The following is a 23394-nucleotide window of genomic DNA, read 5'->3' as shown; positions in this document are numbered from 1 at the left end:
TTTGCCACACTTATAAGTAGTAACCCACCTCCGCAGCCATTTATTGGTGTGGTCTACAGAGGATTAAGTCTTTTTAGAGGGGAAAATCCCTAGAACCCCTAATACTATTGATTAGGCTCTTTTTTAACAATGCTTCGATATTGTTTCTAGAGACAGTATGTCAAAAAAAAATCCAAAATTTAAGATTTAACCTTTATTATTCAACAAATTGAGTAAAAATACAGGGTCCACATGACAACCCGTTAGAGTCCATAAGTAGACGGGTTTAGTCGACTGTCCTTTGAGGGGAAAAATTCTTTATCTAAAGGTCCGCCTAACGTACAGGCTGTGTGAAAACTATTGATCACCTTTTGGTCTAAGCAGTCTTTTTATATGATCAATCGGTCTTAAGTATCGATCCTCAATTGATATCTGAATTGGTACAATAAACTATCAAAAAATTGATAGGTTTCAATTACATGTCGAGATTTATCGAAGGCCAAAGCCGAACACAAAGCACGCTGTTCCCCGAAGTTTTAGATGACTACATCCATGAAGATAATCCGATTCGTGCAGTCGATATGTTTATCAATTCATTAGATTTATCTGAGTTGGGTTTTGCACGTTGCCAACCAGCCAAAACAGGTAGGCCAAGCTATTCTCCGGCAACCATGCTCAAGATTTACCTTTATGGTTATCTTAATCGCATTCAATCAAGCAGACGTTTAGAAAAAGAAACGCAGCGTAATGTCGAGTTGATGTGGCTGGTTGAGCGTCTTACCCCAGATTTTAAAACGATTGCTGATTTCAGACGTGACAACGGCAACGCGATACAACAAGTCTGTAAGCGCTTTGTGTTGATATGCCGTGAACTCAATATGTTTACGGATGCCATCGTGGCTATTGACGGCACTAAATTCAAAGCGGTTAACAATATCGCTAAGAACTACTCACGTGGTTTGATAAAGACGTGTATCGAAACAACCGAAAAAGATATTGCCAATTATCTTATGGAGCTCGATAGAGCAGACCGCCAGTCCCGCACTGAAGACGCAGAAAAAGTGAAAGGCAAGCTCGCTAAACTGCAAGCGCGTCTGGTAAGCGAGAAAACAATACAGCAAGAATTGGAAACCTTACCCGACAAACAAATCTCCTATACCGACCCCGACAGCAGGCGAATGGCACTAAAGCATAAAGGCGTATTAGTTGGCTATAATATTCAAGCGGCTGTCGACACCAAACATCACTTGATACTTGCCCATTACGTGACGAATAACCCAAGTGACAGACATCAGCTTGTCCCGATGAGCCAGCATGTGCAACAAGCGTTAGGTAAACAAGACATTACCATTCTTGCTGATAGAGGTTATGACGACAGCACGAGCTTTAAGACTGTTCATCAGGCAGGCGTTACTGCAATTGTTCCGAAGATCCGTACTTCGGCTAATCGAAAAAAAGGACTGTTTACCAAAGAAGACTTTGTCTATAACAAAGAAAAAGACGTCTATGAATGTCCTGCTGGCAAAGATATCCCGTTTAGCTTTGTTTCAACTGACAAAGGAAAACCGCTACGCGCTTACATGTCGGTCATGACCTGCAAAGGTTGTACTATGAAATCGCGGTGCACAACATCACCAGCAGGAAGACGGATCCGAAGACTCGATGATGAGGAGCATGTTGAACGCGTGGCACAAGCTTATAAAAACATGCCAAACGCAATGACATTGAGGCATCAAACCGTCGAGCATCCCTTTGGTACAATAAAGCAATGGGCAGGAACGCAACAACTACTGACAAGAACATTAAAACATGTAAAAACAGAGGTAAGTTTGCAGGTCTTGGCATACAACTTCAAAAGAATGATGAATATCATGGGCGTTAGCGGTCTCATATCTGCAATGAAGACATGAGAGTTGTGGCGACACTTATCCAAAAATGTTAGTGCCCTCAGAATTACTATATCGTTCTATTTGAAGCAGCAATCATAAATATGAGTTTTCACACGGCCTGCGTACACAACTGTTATTTAGGTAAGATCACTTGAAGGTCAGCTTCACTACAACGACTGTTAAATTATAATGATGAGTAGCGCGGTGAAGCGCTACTCCGAAAGGCGGCGTTTATTGTAGTGCTGTAATAGTAACGTTATTAGCGCTGTGCTTTTCAATCTTCGCTTTACCCGAGCTTTCCAGAAATACTAGTAATGATTGCGGATCGTTGGTCTCAAAGATCCCCGTTACGGATATCTTGGAAAGCTGCTCAGAGCCAATAGATATTTGCAACGCGTTGTAGCGGTTAAATTCGTAGATAACATCTTCTAGCGAATCATTTTTAAATATCATTTCCCTCGCTTTCCACGACGTTTTCTTATCTACATCAGCGTGAACGAGCGTGGTAATTTTCCCGTCTTCTTTTACAGTAGCCTGCTGCCCTACCGAAACTATTAATGGTTTTCCCAAAGGAACCTCTATTTCCGCATTGCTATCTAGTCGAACGCTCTCGTCGCTAAATGAGACATCTTGGTTTTTGCTCGCATTTTTAGTAAGCGCAACTATCCCATTAATAACGGTAAGTTCCACATTACCTTTACTACTTCTAACGTTAAACTCGGTTCCCAAGGCTTGGAACATTGTCCCGTTTACCCATACCCTAAAAGGTTTACCAGGATTATGCGCGACTTTAAATATGGCCTCACCGTTGTGCAAAACTATGTTTCTAAAGCGCGGGGTATAATCAATATCTACATTGGTTAATGTATTTAAATAAATAATTGAGCCATCGCTTAAAGTGATACTTCGCTGCTCACCTAAGGTGGTAACGTAATTGACGCTAATTGTTGTAGTTTGACCCTTTAAAGGAAGCATCGCCGGCGTAAACTGATGTAAGGCAAATAAACTAAGGATAAAACTCGCTGCTAATGTCCAAACTATAGGAGCAGACCACTTTTTAGCTTTCAAATGTGCTGGTTTTTCCTGAACAGGGAGAGTCAGATTCGACGTAATGGGGATAGCCTCAACACCCGATGTACTTATCTTTTTAAGCAATTCCTCGACCGATATTTTTTTATTTGAATCGATATCATCCAATACATCAAGTAAGGTGCAAGTGTGCAAGAATTCTTGAACATGTATAGGGCTTTCGACAAGCCACTGTGCGAGCTCGTGGTGCTGCTGCTGGCTTAGTTCGCCTTCATCAATCAGTACTGACCAATAGCTAGCCTGCTCTATAATAAGTGTATTTGGTTGCGAAGTTATGCTCATGACGCTTGACCCATACTGTGAGCCTTTCGGCATTCCGTTACCGCGCGGGTTAAATACTTTCTAACAGTGTGAATAGAAATCCCTAGTTTTTCAGCAATTTCAGCGTGATTCAAGCCATCTCGTTTACGCATCAATAAGACTGATTGATAAATAGGGGGTAGACTCGTCAGTATTTTTTCTAAATCCTGAATCGCTTTTTGTCGTTCAATGTGCGCGTGTGGGTCGTCCTCACATGGGATTTCTTCGACATTCTCAAGTGCACTTGACTCCTTTTGCCACTGGCTAACATTCTTTAGGCGCTTTTCATGAACTAAATTTGCAGCAATGCGAAAAAGGTAAGCCCGAGGCTGTTCTATTAAGTCTTTCCTCTCAACCCGTATTAGCCGAAGAAACGCTTCCTGCGAGAAATCTTGTGCTTGTTGATGATTGCTTGAGCGACGAAGAAGAAACGCAAAAAGTTCCTTATAGGAGCTTTCGTATAATCCCTTAACAAAACTATCACTCTTTGGGGCTGAATTATTTGGCATAGACTCATTTCGATTGACGTAAATTGGGTGGGCGAAAATAGGCCCACTAGATAAGAGTGTTGTGAGATGGAAATTGGGTACTAAAAAAATAAATAAAAAAAGTAGTACCTAAAACGATGGTGATATCTCTCTTTATTGCTAAGCGGGTAAAAATCCGCACGATTGCCTGAAATATAAATACACGACAAAAACATCAATATAACATTATCATAGGAACTTAAGCATGAAGTCGCGTACCCCAAATTGGAAGAAAAACCCCATTGTACTATCGATGGTTTTATCATTAGCAGGCAGTTTTAGCGTGATGGCAGAAACCGGCGTAAAAGAAAAACAGGTACAAATAGAGGTTTCTGAAATTCCTCTTGATAGCGCGTTGCAAAGTGTAGCGAAGCAATTTGGTAAACAAATCGTCTTTTTTTCTAATGTTGCAGAAGGCCTAACAGCGACCCCCTTTGCCGGAGATTACACTGAACACGCAGCGCTAGATGCACTTTTACAAGACACTGGCTTGCAATATCGCTACATAAACAAGCGTACTATCGCTATAGAAAAAGCGACGAATGAGGCAAAACTTAGCGGAAAAAAGCGAAGTAACACGGTTGATGTATCTGACACTCAAGTATATGCATCCCCTGCAAGTGAAAAGCAAGCTTCTAGTAAAGGCATGGTTGAAAATATTACCGTCACCGCACAGCGCCGTACTCAAAACCTACAGGAAGTCCCCATATCAGTGTCTGTGATGAAGGGCGATTTATTAAATAGTGTAAGCTCCAGCGGCGGAGATATCCGGTTTATGTCTGCCCGTATACCGAGCCTCAAAATTGAATCGTCATTTGGGCGCTCATTCCCGCGCTTTTATATCCGTGGTATCGGCAACCAAGATTACGATCTAAACGCCTCTCAACCTGTCTCTCTTGTGTACGATGACGTAGTGCAAGAAAGTCCGATACTAAAAGGGTTTCCTGTATTCGATGTTCAAAGTGTGGAGGTGCTTAGAGGGCCCCAAGGCACGTTATTTGGACGAAATACCCCAGCAGGTTTGGTTAAATTTACCAGTAACCGCCCTACCCAGGATTTAGAAGGGTACTTCTCTGCCTCGTATGCCTCACTGAATACCCTGTCTATGCAGGGCGCCATAAGTGGCGGCTTAACCGATAGCATTTCAGCCCGCGTTTCATTGTTGAAGCAAACACGAGATGACTACATTGATACAAAAGCTCCAGGTTTTGAACAAAATGACGTTTTAGGTGGGTATGATGATCAGGCGGCTAAAGTACAAGTTCTATACGAACCAAACGATAATTTCTCAGCACTTTTCAACTATCATACAAGAGACCTAGACGGAACTCCTACTGTGTTTCGCGCCAGTGTAATTACGCCTGGAACTAACGATTTCGTTGCTGGCTTTGACCGAGAAACTGTATATCAAGATGCCGCAGAACGCGCCACACAAAGTGTTAAAGTTGACGGCGGTAGCGTGAAACTTGAATACCTTACTTCCGATTACAGCTTTATCTCTATAACGGGCTATGAATCGGTAGAAATGTTTTCCCGTGCTGATGTAGATGGCGGGTATCAAGTAAGTACCTTTTCTGACCCTTCAGGCTATACAGGCGAAATCGGTACCGTACCTTCATTTTCCGTTGAAAGTGCTGACGGCATCCCTGATCACAGCCAATTTACTCAAGAGTTTCGCGTAGCGTCGAATGAACTAGGTGCCTTTGACTATCAAGCCGGCTTCTTCTTTTTTAACGAAGATTTAGATATAGATACGCTACATTATAATACCGACGGTAGCCTTAAACGTTATTTGCAGCAAAATCAAAAAACCGATGCATGGGCTGTTTTTGCCTCAGGTGACTATGAAGTGAGTAATCACCTTACAGTAACGGGTGGCCTTCGTTATTCAAAAGACAAAAAAGAGTATGTCGCCCAAAGAATACTGTCTACCTCAAGTGATGGCGAATTCTTTGATCCTATGTACGCTGACACAGAAGATTCAGCCATCAGTTGGGATTTAAGTGCAACTTACGAATATTCAGATGACATCAACTTGTATACTCGGTTATCTAAAGGCTTTAGAGCGCCAAGTATTCAAGGCCGAGTAGTCAGTGGCGATGATCCCAAGTTAAGTATTGCTGATTCTGAAATTATTCACTCTATTGAGTTTGGAACAAAGACAGACTTACTGGATGGCGCGGCAAGAATTAACTTTGACGTATTCTATTTTGAAATGAACGACCAGCAACTTACTGCGCAATCGTCTTTTGATGAGGGTGCAGCGAAAGAATTGGTAAACGTTGATAAAACAGTAGGGTATGGGTTTGAAGCTGAAGGCGAATATGCCATCACATCAGATCTCATCACCACCTTAGGTGTGAGTTACAATAACACTGAAATACAAGATAAGAATGTCGCTATCTCCACCTGCTCTTTTTGTACCGTTAAAAATCCTGTGGATGAAAACGGCCTTATTGGTATAGACGGATTATCCCTACCCCGCGCACCCGAATGGATTGGGAACTTCACGCTGCGTTATGGCAAAGAAGTAGGTGACGGCGAGTTGTATTTCTATACTGATTGGTCGTATGCGAGCGAAGTACGTTTCTCGCTGATTGATGCCGTTGAAATGCGCCAAGACCCTTTCCTTGAAGGTGGGGTACGTCTAGGTTACTTGTTTGCTGTCGGAAAGTATGATTTAGAAATAGCGGCCTATGGGCGAAATATTACCGATGAAACAGCGTTAATTGGTGGTGTAACTATCAATAATCTGGCTGGCGTGGTGAATGAAGGCCGTCTGTGGGGAGCCGACTTTAAAGTTAAGTTCTAACGCCCTATGATTTAAGCAATTAAAACGACAAGTGTTTGTACTGAAAACCGGTGAGGTCGTCACGTACAAACACTTTTTTTATTTTCAACCTAGGTGAAATTGCATGACGATAGCGCATTGGTTAATCGGTTTTATCGTAAGCGTTTTGGTAGCGAACTTTCCTTCTACCGCGCGCGCGCAGCAAACAGTAGACATCATAATTACCAACGGGCATATCCTTACAATGGATGACCAACTCACGGAATATGAGCGCGGGTTTGTCGCAATTAACGATAACAAAATTGTGGCACTAGGCCCCCAAACTAAAGCAGCTGCTTTTCAAGCTAAAAAGGTAATGGACGTCGATGGCGATATCGTGCTGCCAGGTTTTATCAATACCCATACCCACGCATCTATGAGTTTATTTCGCTCGTTAGGTGATGATGTAGCTGACCGCCTTCATAGCTATATTTTTCCGTTGGAAAAGCAATTCGTGTCACGCGATATGGTCTATTTAGGTGCAGAGTTAGGCAACATTGAAATGCTTAAAGGCGGGGTAACCACCTATGCCGACATGTATTACTTTGAAGATGAAGTGGCGCGGGCTGTAGATGAAATAGGATTACGTGCAGTATTAGGCCAAACCGTGATCAAATACCCTCAAGCAGATGCTAAAACGGCACAAGAGGGAATTGCGTATGCAGTAAACTTTATAAAACAATACAAACATCATCCACGGATAACGCCAGCGTTCGCCCCACACGGCCCTTATACTAACACTACAGAAACATTACAGAAAATAGCGCAGTTGTCGCTAGACTATGACGTACCTGTTCTTACTCATTTAGCCGAATCTGAGAAAGAGCGGGAAGTAATAGCAAAGCGCAGTAACGGCTTATCACCTATCGCTTACTTAGATAGCATTGGTGCACTCAATAAAAATTTGGTTGGTGCTCATGTGATAATTGCGGATGACCAAGATATTGCGCTGCTTGAAAAACACCAAGTGGGCGTAGCTCACAATATGAGCGCAAATATTAAAGCGGCTAAAGGTGTGGCGCCCATCATAGAAATGTTGTCCCACGGCGTAAACGTAGGATTAGGAACAGATGGCCCGATGTCAGGAAACACAATAAGTTTAATCGACGAGTTTGACCAAGTAGCAAAGGTGCATAAACTTTGGCACAAAGATCGTAGTTTAATGCCCGCCGTTGAAGTTATAAAAATGGCCACAATCGGTAGCGCAAGGGTATTGAATATGCAGCATCAAATTGGCTCCATTGAGGAAAACAAACTCGCCGATATTATTGTCATGAGTAGCAAATCGGCTAACATGACGCCTATCTACAATCCCTATTCGGCACTTGTCTACTCAGCGTACCCCACTGATGTTCGCCACAGCATAGTACACGGTCGATTGCTAATGGAAGACCGCGAAGTACTTACGGTAGATGAAAATAGCATTATTAAGCAGGCACATAGCTTTAGCGAAAAGATTAAGCGCGCATTGATAAAGCAAGGCACCCCCATTCTTTAGCATTTAGCACCGTAAATGTAGAAATAAAGCTTAATATTTACGTTGTTGCACTTGCCCATGAAAAGAACAATTAGCAGGGCGTTATAGTTACCGATTTCGCACTGCTTTTTTATATGGGCTAACTAGTCAACCACACTCTTTGATAGCTTTCTCACCTGAAGCTCACAACTCAATCGTATTTGCGCGCATCGTCCACTACACTCAATGAGTGTATAGTTCTTAGCAGCGTAACTGATTTAATTAGAAGTTAATCATCTAACTTGTAAAATGGGGGACGAGCTAATACAGCCTGTGCTGATTTGATTATCATGGAATTGTTTCGGTCTAATTACCGAGCGACTTTGGTGTAATTAGCATATCAGCCAGTTGCTATACTGGCTCCCCGAAAAGGTGACAATAGGTAAAAGCACTCGTAGCCTCTGAGCTGCGACTTAAGACAAATAGCAGACGGTCAATGTCGAGATGTCGAACCACCGATTTGTGTCAAAATCGGACATTCAAAAATGTTAAGAAAATGCTAATCTATTTAGTAAGTTAAGATATCAGATTGATTCCAATTAGCTTGAGAATAAGTGCAAGTACCCCAAAACACACTACTGTTATCCCAGCACTCATCGCTAATGCCGGCCAAAAGCCAAAGCGATGAAGGAGTGATGGAAAGATCAGAAACATTGGTAATGTAGGCACAACGTACCAGAAAGTATACCAAGCATGGTTGGCTATCTTTTCCATCGGTTGCTTTTCAACGTACAGCCAAATCATTGCCAGAATGGTCACTATAGGAAGTGCGACTATCAATGCACCAAGCTTATCACTGCGCTTCGCAATTTCAGTTGCAGCTACAACGACCGCAGCAGTCACTAAATATTTTACGATTATCCAACCCATTATTTTCTCCGAATGAACAAAAAACCGATTGCCTGTCGGTTTTTATTCTGTCACTATAGTTCTCAATGTTGAAAAAGAGAAGTGGTATGCAGTTAGGTGAATTAGAAAAACAGGTACTACATTACTTGTGGAACACGACTGAAGCTGACGCAAAACAAGTACATGCGGTGCTTGGATTGTCTCGTGGAAACTCACTTAATACTATACAGAGTACGCTAGATCGTCTGTTTAAAAAGGGTTTGTTAAGCCGAACTAAACAGGGGCATGCTTACTGTTATCGGGCAAAAGTAGACAGAGAAGCACTGATAGCGACGCTCATTACCAATGTAACCAGCGACTTTGTTGAAGACGGTGAGCATAGCTTAATTGCAGCATTTAGTTCAGCTTCAGCAAATCTTGATGATGCCGAACTCGATAAGCTGGAACAGTTGATAGAACAACAACGCAAGTTGCGCAAAGGGAACTAACTAACATGTTGGTGGGAAATCTGGCAATAACACTGAATTTATTAAGCATTGCTGTGCTGGCATTTGCTATAAGTGTGGTTTTTATTGCCGTTATATCACCATTCACTCTTCACCGAATAGCACTATTCACCTTTGGGATTCGCAAAGTCATCTTGTGGTCATTAGTAACTGCGCCATGGTGGATTGCAATCAGTTGCATAGTTTTTTTCTGGCCGAGGCAGCAAGACATCTCCCCGGTAGCTTGGCTAAACGACTTTGCTCACTGGCACCACGTAGATCTTTTTAGTTTCACCAGTTGGCATGCAGTTACCTTATTCTCGGCCTCTGCGTATTTGCTTTGGTCAATGGCAAACACTGTTTATATTCGTAGAAAACAATCATCAGCAATTGCAGATTTGATAGGCTTATCTGATATTAAATTCAAGCAAACCAACGGTAAGCAGGGTTATTATTCACTGCCTCTATCAATATCAGGAGCCTTTACCACTGGGTTACTTTCTCCAAAAATCTATGTCACTACCGCGCTTGAAGAGCGGGTTAATAAGCACGAGTTAGATATAATCATCTGCCATGAAATAGCGCATGTTGAATCGCGCGATCCTTTACTCAAAGTTGCTTTTGCAACATTTGCAGTTTTTTTTCCCGCTACTGTTAAGCGAAAACTGATACAACAATTTACGTTATTGACTGAGCAGGTAGCTGATAGTGCAGTGACCAAGAAATATGACAACCTAGATGTTGCTCAAACCCTAATCAATGTCGCGCGTATGCAGCGAAGCATAGACTCTGTGCAAAACAACTGCTGCGATGGCTTGCAAACAAGCTACTTTGGCAATGACCAAACCACTGTGCGCGTGCAATGCCTCATTAACCCGGTGACATCACCATCCCGACTAGCAGTGGGCTTTGCAATCATATTGTTTGCTTCTGCGCCTCTGTTAACCGCTTCTACGGTTGATAGTCTCCACCACATTATCGAAACCTTTTTCACCCATTAAGTAAGGACTGGGAATGAAAGAAATCCTTTGTAAACGCAAGAGTAAAAAACCGATTGGCTATCGGTTTTTTGCTGTACTTGCCGGAGTTGGTTTACTCTTATCAGCGACAGCTGCATCAGAGGAAACTTCTCAGGTTATCAGCCTACCTGAAGCCGTGATGATGACCTTAAATTATCACCCAGAATTGAAGGCTTTACTGTCACAGGAGCAGGTTTGGCAGGGGCGTATTCAGCAAGCTGGTGTCGGTGAACGTCCCCAAATTGGGCTGATGATTGAAGATGCGATGGGTACGGGTGAACATAGTGCGCTAAAAAGCACGCAATCAACACTGACGTATACGTGGTTGTTACAGCAGGAACAAATCGATAGTAGGGTGAATGCCGCAAAAAGCGAAGCCGCAAAACTGGTACTTGAAAAGCAGGTTAAAGCACTCGATTTGTCTGCATTGGTGGCCAAGCACTATATCGATATTCTGGTTAAGCAAGAGCGTCTTAAGCTCAATCAGATGGCTGCAACTCAGGCAGAAGAAGTGGTAGATGCTATAACCAAGCGAGTGAAAGCCGGTAAGAGTTCAAGTGTTGAGGTACAACTGGCAAAAGCAGAGCTGATACGCCGGGAATTGGCCGTAGAAGACGTAGAACATGAACTCAAGGCCAGTCAGTATCAACTGGCCTCGCTGTGGGGTAACCCTGCTCAGAACTATTATCTGAACGGCAATTTGCTCAGCGTACCGGCTGTTCCATCGGTTGAAAGCCAACTGGCACTGCTCAAGCAAAATCCTCGCTTACAACAGTTTGTTAGCGCCCAGCGTATCGCCCAGTCGCAAATGGAACTGGCACGAATAGAAGCTAAACCCCAATGGCAGTTCACAGCCGGACTACGCCGCTATGAAGCGACCGATGATTTTGGTTTGGTTGCCGGAATTTCCATTCCGTGGGGAGACAGCAACCGCAATGCTGGGATGATTGCAGCTCTGCAAGCCCAGCAGGATGTACTCGCCAGCGAACAAAGTGCGTTGATGCAATCATTGGACGCACAGCTTTATGTCCTGCTACAGGAAATGGCGCATTCAAAGCACGTGATACAAACCATGCAAACAGACATTGTGCCCACGTTGGAAACTGCTTTATCTGAAGCAAATAATGCGTTTGAGAGAGGCCAACTCAGTTACAACCAATACAGCGGCGTGCGCCGGGAATTACTTAGCGCACAAACACAGTTGCTTGAAGCGTTTGAAAGCCTGCATTTGCAGCATATTGAAATTCAACGCCTGACCGGTACATCCCTATCTCAGTGAGACAAATTATGAAAAACAATAAAATCCTTTCGTCATTGAGTTTGGCGATGTTATTAAACCTCAGCTTAGACTTAGTCAGCCTTCCGGTAATGGCAGCATCTGCGCCTGCTGCTGAACAGCCTGAACCAGAAAAAGGTCCACATCGGGGACGTATGTTACGTGATGGTGATTTCGCTTTGGAGTTGTCAATTTTCGAAACGGGCGTTCCTCCTGAATTTCGTGTTTGGCTCACCAAAGAAGGCCAACCTATCGATCCAAAGTCAGTAGATTTGAACGTTAAATTGACCCGCTTGGGTAATGTTGTTGATGACATTAATTTCTATGTTCAAGGTGATTTCCTGCGCGGTGACATGGAAATCTATGAACCCCATTCTTTTGTGGTCACCATCGAAGCTAAGCATCAGGGTAAATCTTACCGCTGGCAATATGACAACTTCGAAGGGCGTACCATTATTGAGCAAGCTGTGGCAGAGGCAATGGATATTCAAACGGCTATCGCAGGACCTGCGACCCTGCATCAAACTATCCCTGCCTACGGCACATTGGCACTGCCTGTGGGGGCGCAACGTTCTGTTTCGGCTCGATTTGATGGGGAAATTACCAAATTGCATGTGGGTTTCGGTGAAGAGGTGAAGAAAGGGCAAACGCTGTTAACGGTAGAAAGTAATGAGAGCCTGAAGCCTTATCAAGTTAAAGCGCCGTCGGATGGCGTTATCACAGAGCAGTTTGCGAATGCGGGAGAACAAACTGCCAGCCGAACCTTACTGAGCATAACAGATAGCAGCCAATACATTGCCAAGCTGGCTGTGTATCCAAGTGACTATCAAAAAGTCCGCATAGGATCAGTAGTGAACTTACAGGTTGAAGGTGTGGATAAAAACTACCAAGGCAACATTTCGTTTATCGAACCAAAGGTGCGGGATGATCAGGCTCGCATCGTGTGGGTAAACTTACCTAACGAAAAGAGTGAATTGACCACAGGCAGCTTTGTTCAGGCACAAATTGAGGTTGCGACCTTTGACGTGCCGCTTGCGGTTAAACGTGTTGGTTTACAAGGCTTTCGCGATTTTACGGTGGTTTATGCCAAAGTCGGTGAACAGTATGAAGTACGTATGCTGGAGTTAGGGCGTGAAGGCGGAGAATGGGTTGAAGTGCTCGGCGGATTAAATCCAGGCACCGAGTATGTCACCGAGAACAGTTACATCTTAAAAGCCGACATTGAAAAGTCCGGCGCATCACACGACCACTAGGAGCGTAAAACATGTTGGAGTCGATTTTACGCTTTTCGATAAAGCGAAGTTTTCTCGTACTGGTAATGGTATTAGCGATTGCCGGACTGGGGGTATGGAATTTCACTAAGCTGCCTATCGATGCGGTGCCAGATATTACCAATGTACAGGTGATTATCAACACTGAAGCAGCCGGTTATACACCGCTTGAGATAGAGCAACGGGTCACATTTCCTTTGGAAACGGCGCTAGCAGGCTTGCCGGGGCTGACCTATACCCGCTCTGTCTCGCGCTATGGGTTATCTCAGGTAGTCGCCATATTCAGTGACGAGACGGATGTATACTTTGCTCGCCAGTTGGTGAATGAACGATTATCCGCCGCCCGTTCTGAACTGCCGACAGGATTGGAGCCTCAGCTTGGCCCTATTGCTACGGGCTTGGGTGAAATATTCATGTTTACCGTTGATGCCGAACCTGATGCCACCCATGCAGATGGTTCGCCCATCACACCAATGGATTTACGCACTGTTCATGACTGGACTATCAGGCCACAGTTAATGCGGGTTCCCGGCGTTGTTGAGGTTAACCCTATAGGTGGGTTTGAACGTGAAATACTGATTGCCTTCAAACCTGAAAAGCTGCTGGCCTTTGGTTTAACCCAAGCGGATGTGGTCGATGCCATTGCCAGCAAAAACCAGAATCGAGGCGCAGGGTTTATTGAACAAAACGGTGCGCAGTGGCTGCTAAGAATCCCCGGACAGGCCGAAGATATTGCGGCAATAGGCCGTATTCCACTGAAATCGATTAATGGTTCTGCGCTGACCATTCAGGATGTTGCGGATGTCGAAAATGGCCAAGGATTACGTACTGGTGCGGCGACTCAAAACGGCCGCGAAGTGGTTATGAGTACTGTCTTCATGTTGATTGGCGAGAACAGTCGAACCGTGGCGCAGGCCGTTGGCGAGAAGCTGAAAGAAATCAACGCCAGTCTGCCTGAAGGTATTGTGGCTACCGCTGTGTATGACCGCACCAAGTTGGTGGATAAGACCTTAGAGACAGTCCAAACCAACCTATTGGAAGGTGCGCTTCTGGTCATTGTGGTGCTGTTTGTTCTTTTAGGTAACTTCCGGGCAGCCTTTTTAACCGCGCTGGTGATCCCCTTTGCCATGTTAATGACCATTACTGGCATGGTTCAGACCCGCGTAAGTGCTAATCTGATGAGCCTTGGCGCACTCGATTTCGGCTTGTTGGTTGATGGTGCGATTATTATTGTTGAGAACTGTTTGCGCAGGCTCAGCCAAAGTGCTCCATCTTCGGACCAAGAGCACGCCCCATTACCACTTAGAGAGCGCATGGAGTTGGTGTTTGATGCTACCCGTGAAGTGATCCGCCCGGCATTGTTTGGTGTGTTTATCATTACAGCTGTATACCTGCCCATTTTTGCGCTGGAAGGCGTGGAAGGCAAAATGTTCCATCCGATGGCGATTACTGTCGTCATAGCTTTATTAAGTGCGATGTTGCTTTCTGTCACCTTTGTTCCCGCCATCATTGCATTATTGTTTAAAAAGCCAGTCAAAGAAAAACACAGCCCACTGATTCGTGGAGCCGAGGCCTTATACCGCCCGGGGTTAAGCTGGGTGTTGAAAGGTCGCTGGATAGTTGTATTCGTTGCGTCACTATTGGTGGTGGTATTTGGCTATCAGGCAACCAAACTAGGAAGCGAATTTGCCCCCAATCTGGATGAAGGGGATATTGCTATGCACGCTCTGCGCATTCCGGGCACGTCACTGAGTCAGGCTATTGCACTACAGGAAACGCTGGAAGACAAAATTAAGCAGATGCCGGAAGTAGAGCGGGTGTTTGCCAAAATCGGTACCGCTGATGTGGCTACCGATGCGGTTCCACCTAGTGTGGCGGATAACTTCATTATTTTAAAACCCCGTGAGCAGTGGCCTGATCCTGACAAGAGGAAAGAGAAAATTGTCGAAGAACTCGCTGCTCTGGTTGCGCCCATACCCGGCAACCGCTACGAATTTCTGCAACCCATTCAGATGCGCTTTAACGAGCTACTGGCTGGCGTTCGGGCAGAGCTGGCCATCAAGGTATTTGGAGACGACTTCGATACTCTCACAGGTTTAGGCGCTGAAATTGAATCTGCTATTTCTCAAGTAGAAGGCATTGCCGATATTCAGGTTGAACAGACGACCGGCTTACCCATGCTGAATATTGTTTCTGACCATCAAAAACTCATGCAGCACGGTATCAGTATTGGTGATGTGCAATCGCAAGTGGCTACCGCTATGGGCGGCGCAGTTGCTGGTAAGTTTTATCAGGGCGATGTGCGCTCAGACATTGTTGTGCGCTTAGGCGAATCACGCCGACAGGATATTGATGCGCTTAATTACCTGCCCATAACGTTGCCCGATGGTCATAGCATTCCGCTACAAGAATTGGTGTCGCTGGAGCTGGTGTCCGGGGCCAACCAGATAAACCGGGAAAATGGCAAACGCCGAGTGGTGGTCACCGCCAATGTGCGTGGACGTGATTTAGGTAGCTTTGTGGCTGATATTCAGCAAGCTGTGGCGGAAGAAGTCGAAATTCCGGCCGGTTACTGGGTAGAGTACGGTGGCACTTACCAGAAGCTACAGTCGGCCTCCAAGCGCCTTAGTATTGTTGTGCCGGTTACCTTGCTAATGATCATCGGTTTGCTGATTCTGGCACTGAACTCGTTTAAAGACGCGATGATCATCTTCACGGGTGTGCCACTGGCATTAACGGGCGGAATTGCTGCGCTGTTATTACGTGATATCCCATTTTCCATCTCGGCGGCGGTGGGTTTTATCGCCTTGTCTGGTATCGCCATTTTGAATGGTCTGGTAATGGTGTCTTTTATCCGTGAATTACGCAAAGAAGGCGTGAATCTGAATCAGGCCATTTTTGACGGTGCGTTAACGAGATTGCGCCCGGTATTAACGACCGCATTGGTGGCATCACTGGGATTCATCCCGATGGCGCTCAATACCGGCATTGGCTCTGAAGTTCAGCGTCCATTGGCTACGGTGGTGATAGGCGGGATCATTTCATCCACCTTGCTTACCCTGTTCGTTATTCCGGCCTTATATCGCATTTTACACAAAGAAAAGGAGTCACTTTTGACTGACACAGAAGTATTGGAGTCGTCTGATGCCAAATAGTCTTATTAAACTCAGCTTAACTCTGCTGCTGGGCGCATTAGCCTTGATCAGCATTGATGTATTCGCACATGGGGTGGACGATAATACCCGCGCATTTCTGGAACAAAACCAAGGTGTGCAGTTTATTCCGTTTTTGTACATCGGGGCTAAGCATATGATCACCGGCTATGACCATTTGCTGTTCTTGGTGGGTGTGATCTTCTTTCTGTACCGCAGCAAGGAAGTACTGCTATACGTGACCATGTTTACTATTGGTCACAGCACGACCTTACTGTTTGGTGTGCTGAGCGATATTCAGGTTAACGCCTATTTGATTGACGCTGTCATAGGTTTATCTGTCGTTTACAAAGGCTTTGATAACTTAGGTGGTTTCAAACGCTGTTTTAACTGGCAACCCAACACGCAATGGGCGGTACTGATCTTTGGCTTATTTCACGGTTTTGGATTGGCAACCAAATTACAGGAATTCCATTTACCGGAAGAGGGGCTTATTACTAATCTAGTTGCCTTTAACATCGGAGTTGAACTGGGCCAGTTTGCAGCACTCGTGTTTATCCTGATCGCCATCAACGCTTGGCGAAAACTGCCTTCGTTCCAGCGGTTCTCAACCGTGACCAACACGGCGCTGATGAGTGCTGGTGTCATGTTGATGGGATATCAGCTTACCGGCTACATCGTTAATTAAACTTATAACAAGAGAATATTATGCAACACACTGTTAGTACAAAAACCTTAGTCAAAGCCAGTATCACCGCAACAGTTGTGGCGGCAATTGCGTTGGTGACTTTTATTCTTCCAGCGGAATACAACATCGACCCAACAGGAATCGGGCAAAAACTAGGGCTGACGACCCTTGCACAAGCGACTGAATCTGATGTTGTTGTTTCTACCAACAATGCTGATACCAATACTTCAGGCAGTCAGGAATTTCAGACCATTGAAGTCGTCGTGCCAGCCGGACGCGGTGTCGAATACAAATTTGCCATGCAGCAATATGCAAAAATGACGTATGAGTGGCTGACCGATGGTGAAGCCTTGTACTTCGATTTACACGGTGAACCGGAAGGTGATACCACCGGGTATTTCGAGAGCTATACCATTGCGACCTCTAATGAAATGAAAGGCAGCTTTACTGCTCCCTTCGCCGGTTCGCATGGGTGGTATTGGAAAAACAAATCGGACAAGCCTATTGCCGTTCAACTGTTGGTAAAAGGTCAATATGAAGTAATTGGCTTGAAACAGTAATTCAACTTACTAAAACTGGAGAATGTAATGAAAAAAACTTTATCAGCAGCAGTACTTCTTTGCGCTTTAATCAGTGGCAATGCGCTAGCACACGGCGATCATGGTGTCATTAGCGGCCAGCAGGCCACGCGTATTGCAGCTAAATCTGTAAAGCAAATGACCTTCAAAGATTTTGGCTTTGAAGTGGGTAAACTGGATGAATCGTGGAAAGACTTGACGCCTGAAAAGTTCAGTGTCGTTAGTGTTGAAGAAGAGTTCTATGTGGTAAGTGCCTCAAATTCTGATGCTGCCAAGCAAGTCTTTTTCAAGATAGCCAACAATGGTCAGGTACTGGATGTAAAAGCTAAGAACGACTTTTAAAGACGAGGATGTAGGTGGGCACTGAGAGTTGACGCCCAGTGTCTATCCATCATTTCTAGCAATATAGGTGTATCCCTTTTTGCAGACTGCTTCAATGAAAAGCGTTTACCCCAAACTTCCGCTTTCACTCATTGCCGTCATTAGAATCTCAATCTTCCAGCGACCGCTTTACGTACGGAGCAGCCCAACAGCATCGGAGGCACCTTGAGACAATAGTAACCAGACTGTCACTATCGGCTTATGCAGTGATGAGCTTCAGTCTCTCTGTTGCCGACTCAGGCCAATATTGACTATATTGCTGTGAAAACGATAACTAAAGCGCAGAAACTCAATACGGGCTTGCAACAACGTCCTTTTATACACCTGTCACTTACCTGTCATCAGACTGTCACAAGCTGATCATGTTTCATGCATAACCTCATTTGATTGCATTTCGCAATAGTTAATTTTCAGGGAGAATAATAAGTGAGTAAGTTTAAATTATCCGTTATTGCTTTATCTGTTGTAACACTTTTAACCGCTTGTGATGATGGCGATGACGGTGTCGATGGGACGAATGGCGCTGACGGCAGCAATGGTCTGACAAGCCTGGTTGTACAAACCGAACTGGCTACCGGCAGTGAGCAGTGTTGGCTGGGCGGCGTGCAAATAGATTCGGGACTGGATGCCAATAGTGATGGTACTTTAGAGGCGTCAGAAGTCAGCGATACCTCTTATGTTTGTAACCCGGACACTTTTGGCACCAGCGGCGCGCGCCTTCCTTATTCCGTGCTGCGCAACGATATGGACAATACTTTTTACCCGGGCTCAACTTTTGAAGTGCGTAACGGTGGATATGGTTCGGACCTTGATGGCCACCCAACCAACCCAATGCAATTTTATGCGTTAACCGACCGTGGCCCTAATGCCAAATACCGCACTGCTCAGGAAGGAGCGCCACACGGTAGTGGTAAAATTTTCCCGACCCCGGATTACACGCCACGCATTGGCTTATTCGAGGTTCAGGCCAATGGTTCAATTGCTAAGATCAGCGATATTCTGTTAAAAGACCGGGATGGTAACAACATTAGCGGCTTACCGAATACGCCAAGCTTAGGCGGCACGGGCGAAGTACCTTACAACACAGATCGCGAAGTGATCCGTGCAGACATGACCCAACCTTATGATGCCGATACCAACCCTGCAGTCTTTGATGATTACGGTTTAGATTCAGAAGGTTTAGTCGCTGTGTCTGACGGTACCTTCTGGGTATCGGATGAATATGGCCCGCACATTGTGCATTACAGCGCTGACGGAGTTGAACTGGAACGCATTAACCCTTTCGCTGCAGATGATCGTAACCTGTATGATCTGCCAGCTGAGTTTGGCAATCGTTGGGCTAACCGCGGTATGGAAGGCCTGACCATCACGCCAGATGAAAGCACCTTAGTAGGTATTATGCAATCGAGTCTGGATAACCCCGACAGAAACAGAACCGATATGACACGCATTGTTACGGTAGATTTGGCAACCGGCGCTATCTCACAGTATCTGTACAGACAGGAAAAAGGCTCTAATTCCAACTCTGCCATTAAAGCCATCAGCGACACGCAATTCTTAGTGTTAGAGCGCGATGGTGCATTCTTTGGCAAAACGGGCGCAGCCCAGAAACAGGTGTATAAAATTGACATCAGTAACGCAACCGATCTGGAAAGTGTCGCCGCTGCTGGCACTATCACACAGGATGATGCATTAGGCCTGGTGATTGACGGTGCTACGCTGGAAGAAGTTATCAACGACAATGCCACTGACGGCGTTTACGACCAGGGTTGGGGTATGCTGGCCAACTTAGGGATTGCTCCGGTTGAAAAGCTGGAAATGGTCGTTGATATGGTGGATGAAGTGGCATACCCACACGACAAAATGGAAGGTCTTTGGGTGATTGATGGCAGTCGCTTAGGTGTACTTAACGATGATGATTTTGCCACCTGGTCAAAATCGGAAGAAGGCGCACCACTAGGTCAAAAATATTTAGATATCAATAATACCGTGATTGATGGCAATACGCTGTACATTGTTGACAGTTTAAATCTGACTGAAAATTAATGCGCTGATGCAGCGCCACTCGCACTGAAATGGCCGCAAATTTGCACAGACTAGTCTGCGACAATTACCCTTTCAATGCTACAAAAGCACCGACTTAACTTTATGTAAGCGGTGCTTTTTTCATGCCTTTTTCTACCCTGAGTTTAAACGCGCCATTATTAGCCACTCTCGATTCGCGGGGTTATCAAAGCCCAACGCCAATTCAACAAGTGGCAATCCCACGTGTTCTAACGGTAATTGTGTAATGGTAGGCGCACAAACCTGAATATAGGAAAGATTAACACTATGTACTATCCTCTGTGACTTCTGAATTCAAGACCTGTTTCACGCATTACAAATTTAGATATGAAAAGCAATGACGAAATCATTGTTGTTAATCGAATTGGAATACGCTGGTCATTGCTACTGAAATCTTCTAGTAGATATATGAAAGCACGCCCTGAGCATGATGCATGTTTAAGCTGTGCATTGTGTTCGAGCTTCAAGTACCAAGGTCCGGTTTACGTACACAGCAGTCCGTCAGATTTGGTTCCGTTCTGTTAACTAAAGTGTTAGTTAAAGCTTGGCTTAACATGTCAAATCAATTGCTTAAGATTTTCTTTTAGCTAACCCATGCCATCTATGCATAGTTAGCTGAAGTTGAGGCGTAATCCATTTCGGTGATACTTCTGGAATCAGCTTTTTTTGTTGAATTAATCGCTCAACGACTTTAACACTTAAAGGCTCAAGTCCAGCAATCAGTGTTTCATTGCGACTATCTTTCCCAACGAGTATCCATCGATCATGTACATCTAATCCAGGTGCATATACCCCAGTCGCTAACTTATCTTCAAACTGCCAGATTGAGTCTAAAAAGTACTCATCAGAGGACATGAAATGGTCGGATAATAGCGCTTTTTCAATTGCCGAAAGCAGTGATGATTCGTCATTCACACTTTGATTTGCTCTGATATGGTCGAAAATGCACAAAGCTACTTGTTTGTATCTCGTAGGTAACATCGAACACTCTCTTGTTGCTTTGTTGATGTCCCTGTTTTGAATTAACTTATCAGACTCTTCTTTTAACCGTTGAGCTTCCTCTTTAGTGTTTGCAACAACTTCAAAAATATTATCAAACTCGAGGTTTGCTTGTATTTCAGGCGGTTCTTCCCTGTCTTTTACCAGTACCCGAAGCTCAGCATCTTCTTCAAGTCTTTCGGAAGCTTGCTCGTCGTAAGCACAATCTACGGATCCAAACTCACGGCCAACTGGCCCCCCGAGCGCTCCGTGCAGCCTTCTTTTTTTGCACCAAGCGATGGCCATCCTATCCATGATGTCTGCCGGAATATCAACAGACAATTGAGAAAAGGCGTCATCACCGGTATGTCCTTGGGTTAAACTAAATGAAACAGGGAAGTCTATAATCAGTTCTGCTGGGTTTGTATTGTCACTTGGATTTGAGGCACTGTCTTCACTAGGAAACTCTTGGTGCAAGCTATGGTTCTCGTCGCTAAAAATCCATTCAGTTCTAGTCATCATAAATCCTATTTAAATTTACGATTAGCAAGCAATCGCAATGTGCATTTAGTCGTAGCAGAAGGCTTAAGTATATACATAAATGCGTAAAGGCGATAAACGGCGAACGTTTCGCCAGTTATACATCCTCGATTGAGCGATAGTAAGTCTACAAGGATATTTCCACGTAAATCTTGCTTCCTATAAAGCACTTCACTCATATTAACTTCATCGTGTCTAAGGAGCCTTTACACTCTTGTGCGTCATGCGGCCCCACAGCTCACTGTCGACGCAAAGTTGTCATGGGCGGAGGACATATATATCACGAGAATCAAGAGTCATTAGCAAGCCCTTTAGGGCTCCAGAAGCGCAACATAAATATTCCTAAGTAAAGTCATCTAGCCTCGTTCAAGTAATAAACACACTGGGGGAGTTAGGGAGTCAGTTAAAGGTGATAAAAGTTTTCAATCACGGCATAATAAGGGGTGTAACCACAAGTGAGAACTAAGTAATCATAAAAAGCAATTCTTTAATTCTCTTTCTACTGAGTTTTTCCGTAGTGTCATGTGGTTTACCCAGTAATGCTCATGCTCAAATAAAAAAAAGCAAATCTGGCATTTGTCATGACACGTCAAGTTCATCCTACAATCGAACCAAGAGCTTCGAAGCATTTAGTACTATTGAAGCTTGCCTCGGTAGTGGCGGTCGATTAGCCAAAGCGAAAATGACATATCATCAAGCGGAAGTAGATGCGCTAAACGAAGGTAGAGCTTTTACCTTCGATTATGAAAGAGCTGATTGGCCGCACTGGACTGACGACGACAATGACTGTCAAAATACACGTCATGAAATTTTGATATTGACGTCAAGGACTTCTGTCGTTTTTAGAACTGACAATAGTTGCCAAGTCGCTGTAGGTGAATGGTATGACCCATATTCAGATGAGACATTCGTCGATTCTAGCGCATTAGACCTCGATCACATTGTTCCGCTTAAGTTTGCGCATGGCCATGGTGGCGATAAATGGTCGAGAGATAAACGACAAGTATTTGCAAATGACCCTAACAACCTCTTACTAGTCAAAGCATCACTGAATCGACAAAAAGGAGCCAAAGGCTTAGATGAGTGGTTACCACCTAATCACGCTTATCGATGTGAGTATATAGAGAGGTTCATGGACATTGTCGATGAATATAGTCTTACACTCATCCCTACCGAGAGAAGAGTCATCAATAAAATGCAAAAGGCTTGTGCTAAGAAATAACTTTCTTAACTACAGGGACAATTAAATAGAAAAACGATATAACTATACATTCGGCCAGTTACTAGTTCGTTAAGAGCGCGGTAGATTAGTTTGCATCAATATCTTGAATGGATTAATTGAATGGAATCTTTATTTACAAACGAAGTAAGAGCAATCGTCGCAGACACTTACCTTTCTTATACTTCTGACATCGATGGTGCAGAAGCGTTTAAGCGTTTCATATCAAGGCCAGCCTCACTTCTTGATGTAAAGAGAGACCCGAAGTTTGTAGCCTTAACAGACAATGAACTGATTGATGAAATGAAGCTGATGGAGCGAGATATTATTGTAGTTTTCAGCAACACTGTTCAACGCTTTATATTGAATCCATCTTTGCATTCTATTTAGCATAATTCGTTTCGTAGAGCGGGATATAGCAATATTTCGAATAAATTAAAGTATTCTAACTCTCAATTAAACCTCGTTAAAAAACCTTTATTAATCAGTATGATTTTCAGAATTTATTCCTTGAATCCTGTGCTTTAAACCATCATATTGTCATTAATAACAAAACTATTTGTTAGAGCATTAGTAGTTTAGTTGGTCGTTTTATGGTCTTAATAGGTTGCAATCTTATTGATAAGTAAAGAGCTTTCACACGTTTAAAGGTTGAATACTTTTTCCCAGTTTACAAACTAAGAGATTCGCTTTGTAAAAAAAGCCTAACTAGATCTTCGGAAACTGAATTAATAGAACTCTTGCTCGGACATTGAAAAAGCCAC

General features: G+C 44.2%; 18 protein-coding genes. 14 read left to right on the top strand and 4 right to left on the bottom strand.

Annotation, left to right across the window (positions count from 1 at the left end):
- Nucleotides 1-458 precede the first annotated feature (458 nt).
- Nucleotides 459-1889, top strand: coding sequence for an IS1182 family transposase (locus MHM99_RS11710; RefSeq protein ID WP_202285618.1), 1431 nt, complete (start codon nt 459-461; stop codon nt 1887-1889).
- Nucleotides 1890-2099: 210 nt separating this feature from the next.
- Here the strand turns inward: MHM99_RS11710 and MHM99_RS11705 are convergent, their stop codons facing one another.
- Nucleotides 2100-3239: a FecR domain-containing protein gene (locus MHM99_RS11705; RefSeq protein WP_239219449.1), complete on the bottom strand. Its 1140-nt coding sequence runs from the start codon at nt 3237-3239 to the stop codon at nt 2100-2102.
- Nucleotides 3236-3766, bottom strand: a complete 531-nt coding sequence (locus MHM99_RS11700) for a sigma-70 family RNA polymerase sigma factor (protein WP_187447525.1) — start codon at nt 3764-3766, stop codon at nt 3236-3238. Before MHM99_RS11700 ends, MHM99_RS11705 begins: the two co-directional genes overlap by 4 nt.
- Nucleotides 3767-3989: 223 nt before the next feature.
- Between MHM99_RS11700 and MHM99_RS11695 the strand changes: the two genes are divergently transcribed.
- Nucleotides 3990-6596 (top strand): TonB-dependent receptor, encoded by a 2607-nt coding sequence (locus MHM99_RS11695; protein WP_187447526.1) that lies wholly within the window; start codon nt 3990-3992, stop codon nt 6594-6596.
- 103 nt (nt 6597-6699) lie between these two features.
- The gene (locus tag MHM99_RS11690) at nt 6700-8112 is read left to right on the top strand and encodes an amidohydrolase (RefSeq protein WP_187447527.1); all 1413 of its coding nucleotides are present in this window, start codon (nt 6700-6702) and stop codon (nt 8110-8112) included.
- A gap of 534 nt (nt 8113-8646) precedes the next feature.
- On the opposite strand, the gene MHM99_RS11685 is transcribed toward MHM99_RS11690, so the two are convergent.
- On the bottom strand, nt 8647-9000 hold the full coding sequence (locus tag MHM99_RS11685) for a DUF3147 family protein (RefSeq protein WP_239219448.1): 354 nt from the start codon (nt 8998-9000) through the stop codon (nt 8647-8649).
- A gap of 86 nt (nt 9001-9086) precedes the next feature.
- Here MHM99_RS11685 and MHM99_RS11680 point away from each other — a divergent pair, with 86 nt between their 5' ends.
- The 9 genes from MHM99_RS11680 (at nt 9087) to MHM99_RS11640 (ending at nt 19875) form a co-directional block, all read left to right on the top strand.
- Nucleotides 9087-9467 (top strand): BlaI/MecI/CopY family transcriptional regulator, encoded by a 381-nt coding sequence (locus MHM99_RS11680; protein ID WP_239219446.1) that lies wholly within the window; start codon nt 9087-9089, stop codon nt 9465-9467.
- Between the two features lie 5 nt (nt 9468-9472).
- Nucleotides 9473-10465 carry a M56 family metallopeptidase gene (locus tag MHM99_RS11675; RefSeq protein ID WP_239219444.1) on the top strand — a complete coding sequence of 331 codons (993 nt, stop codon included), beginning with the start codon at nt 9473-9475 and terminating at the stop codon, nt 10463-10465.
- 13 nt (nt 10466-10478) lie between these two features.
- Nucleotides 10479-11762 carry a TolC family protein gene (locus MHM99_RS11670; RefSeq protein ID WP_239219442.1) on the top strand — a complete coding sequence of 428 codons (1284 nt, stop codon included), beginning with the start codon at nt 10479-10481 and terminating at the stop codon, nt 11760-11762.
- Nucleotides 11763-11770: 8 nt separating this feature from the next.
- Complete coding sequence (locus tag MHM99_RS11665) at nt 11771-13012, top strand: efflux RND transporter periplasmic adaptor subunit (protein WP_239219440.1); 1242 nt, start codon at nt 11771-11773, stop codon at nt 13010-13012.
- Nucleotides 13013-13023: 11 nt separating this feature from the next.
- Nucleotides 13024-16185, top strand: a complete 3162-nt coding sequence (locus tag MHM99_RS11660) for a CusA/CzcA family heavy metal efflux RND transporter (RefSeq protein WP_239219438.1) — start codon at nt 13024-13026, stop codon at nt 16183-16185.
- Nucleotides 16175-16870 carry a HupE/UreJ family protein gene (locus MHM99_RS11655; RefSeq protein ID WP_239219436.1) on the top strand — a complete coding sequence of 232 codons (696 nt, stop codon included), beginning with the start codon at nt 16175-16177 and terminating at the stop codon, nt 16868-16870. Before MHM99_RS11660 ends, MHM99_RS11655 begins: the two co-directional genes overlap by 11 nt.
- A 20-nt stretch (nt 16871-16890) precedes the next feature.
- Nucleotides 16891-17430 (top strand): hypothetical protein, encoded by a 540-nt coding sequence (locus MHM99_RS11650; RefSeq protein WP_239219434.1) that lies wholly within the window; start codon nt 16891-16893, stop codon nt 17428-17430.
- Nucleotides 17431-17457: 27 nt separating this feature from the next.
- Nucleotides 17458-17790 (top strand): DUF6488 family protein, encoded by a 333-nt coding sequence (locus MHM99_RS11645; RefSeq protein ID WP_239219432.1) that lies wholly within the window; start codon nt 17458-17460, stop codon nt 17788-17790.
- Between the two features lie 465 nt (nt 17791-18255).
- Nucleotides 18256-19875 (top strand): esterase-like activity of phytase family protein, encoded by a 1620-nt coding sequence (locus tag MHM99_RS11640; protein ID WP_049588550.1) that lies wholly within the window; start codon nt 18256-18258, stop codon nt 19873-19875.
- 588 nt (nt 19876-20463) lie between these two features.
- On the opposite strand, the gene MHM99_RS11635 is transcribed toward MHM99_RS11640, so the two are convergent.
- Nucleotides 20464-21390 (bottom strand): hypothetical protein, encoded by a 927-nt coding sequence (locus MHM99_RS11635; protein ID WP_239219430.1) that lies wholly within the window; start codon nt 21388-21390, stop codon nt 20464-20466.
- A gap of 703 nt (nt 21391-22093) precedes the next feature.
- On the opposite strand from MHM99_RS11635, the gene MHM99_RS11630 reads away from it, so the two are divergent.
- Both MHM99_RS11630 and MHM99_RS11625 read left to right on the top strand, forming a co-directional pair.
- A complete protein-coding gene (locus tag MHM99_RS11630) occupies nt 22094-22633 on the top strand; it encodes an HNH endonuclease family protein (protein WP_239219428.1) in 540 nt (179 codons plus the stop codon).
- A 120-nt stretch (nt 22634-22753) separates the two neighbouring features.
- Nucleotides 22754-23020: a hypothetical protein gene (locus MHM99_RS11625; RefSeq protein WP_239219426.1), complete on the top strand. Its 267-nt coding sequence runs from the start codon at nt 22754-22756 to the stop codon at nt 23018-23020.
- The last annotated feature ends 374 nt before the right edge of the window (nt 23021-23394 follow it).

This window comes from Alteromonas sp. MmMcT2-2 (assembly GCF_022348305.1).
GTDB lineage: Bacteria > Pseudomonadota > Gammaproteobacteria > Enterobacterales > Alteromonadaceae > Alteromonas > Alteromonas macleodii.
The sequence above is the reverse complement of the archived record's forward strand: the minus strand, read 5'-3'. Positions and strand labels throughout refer to the sequence as shown.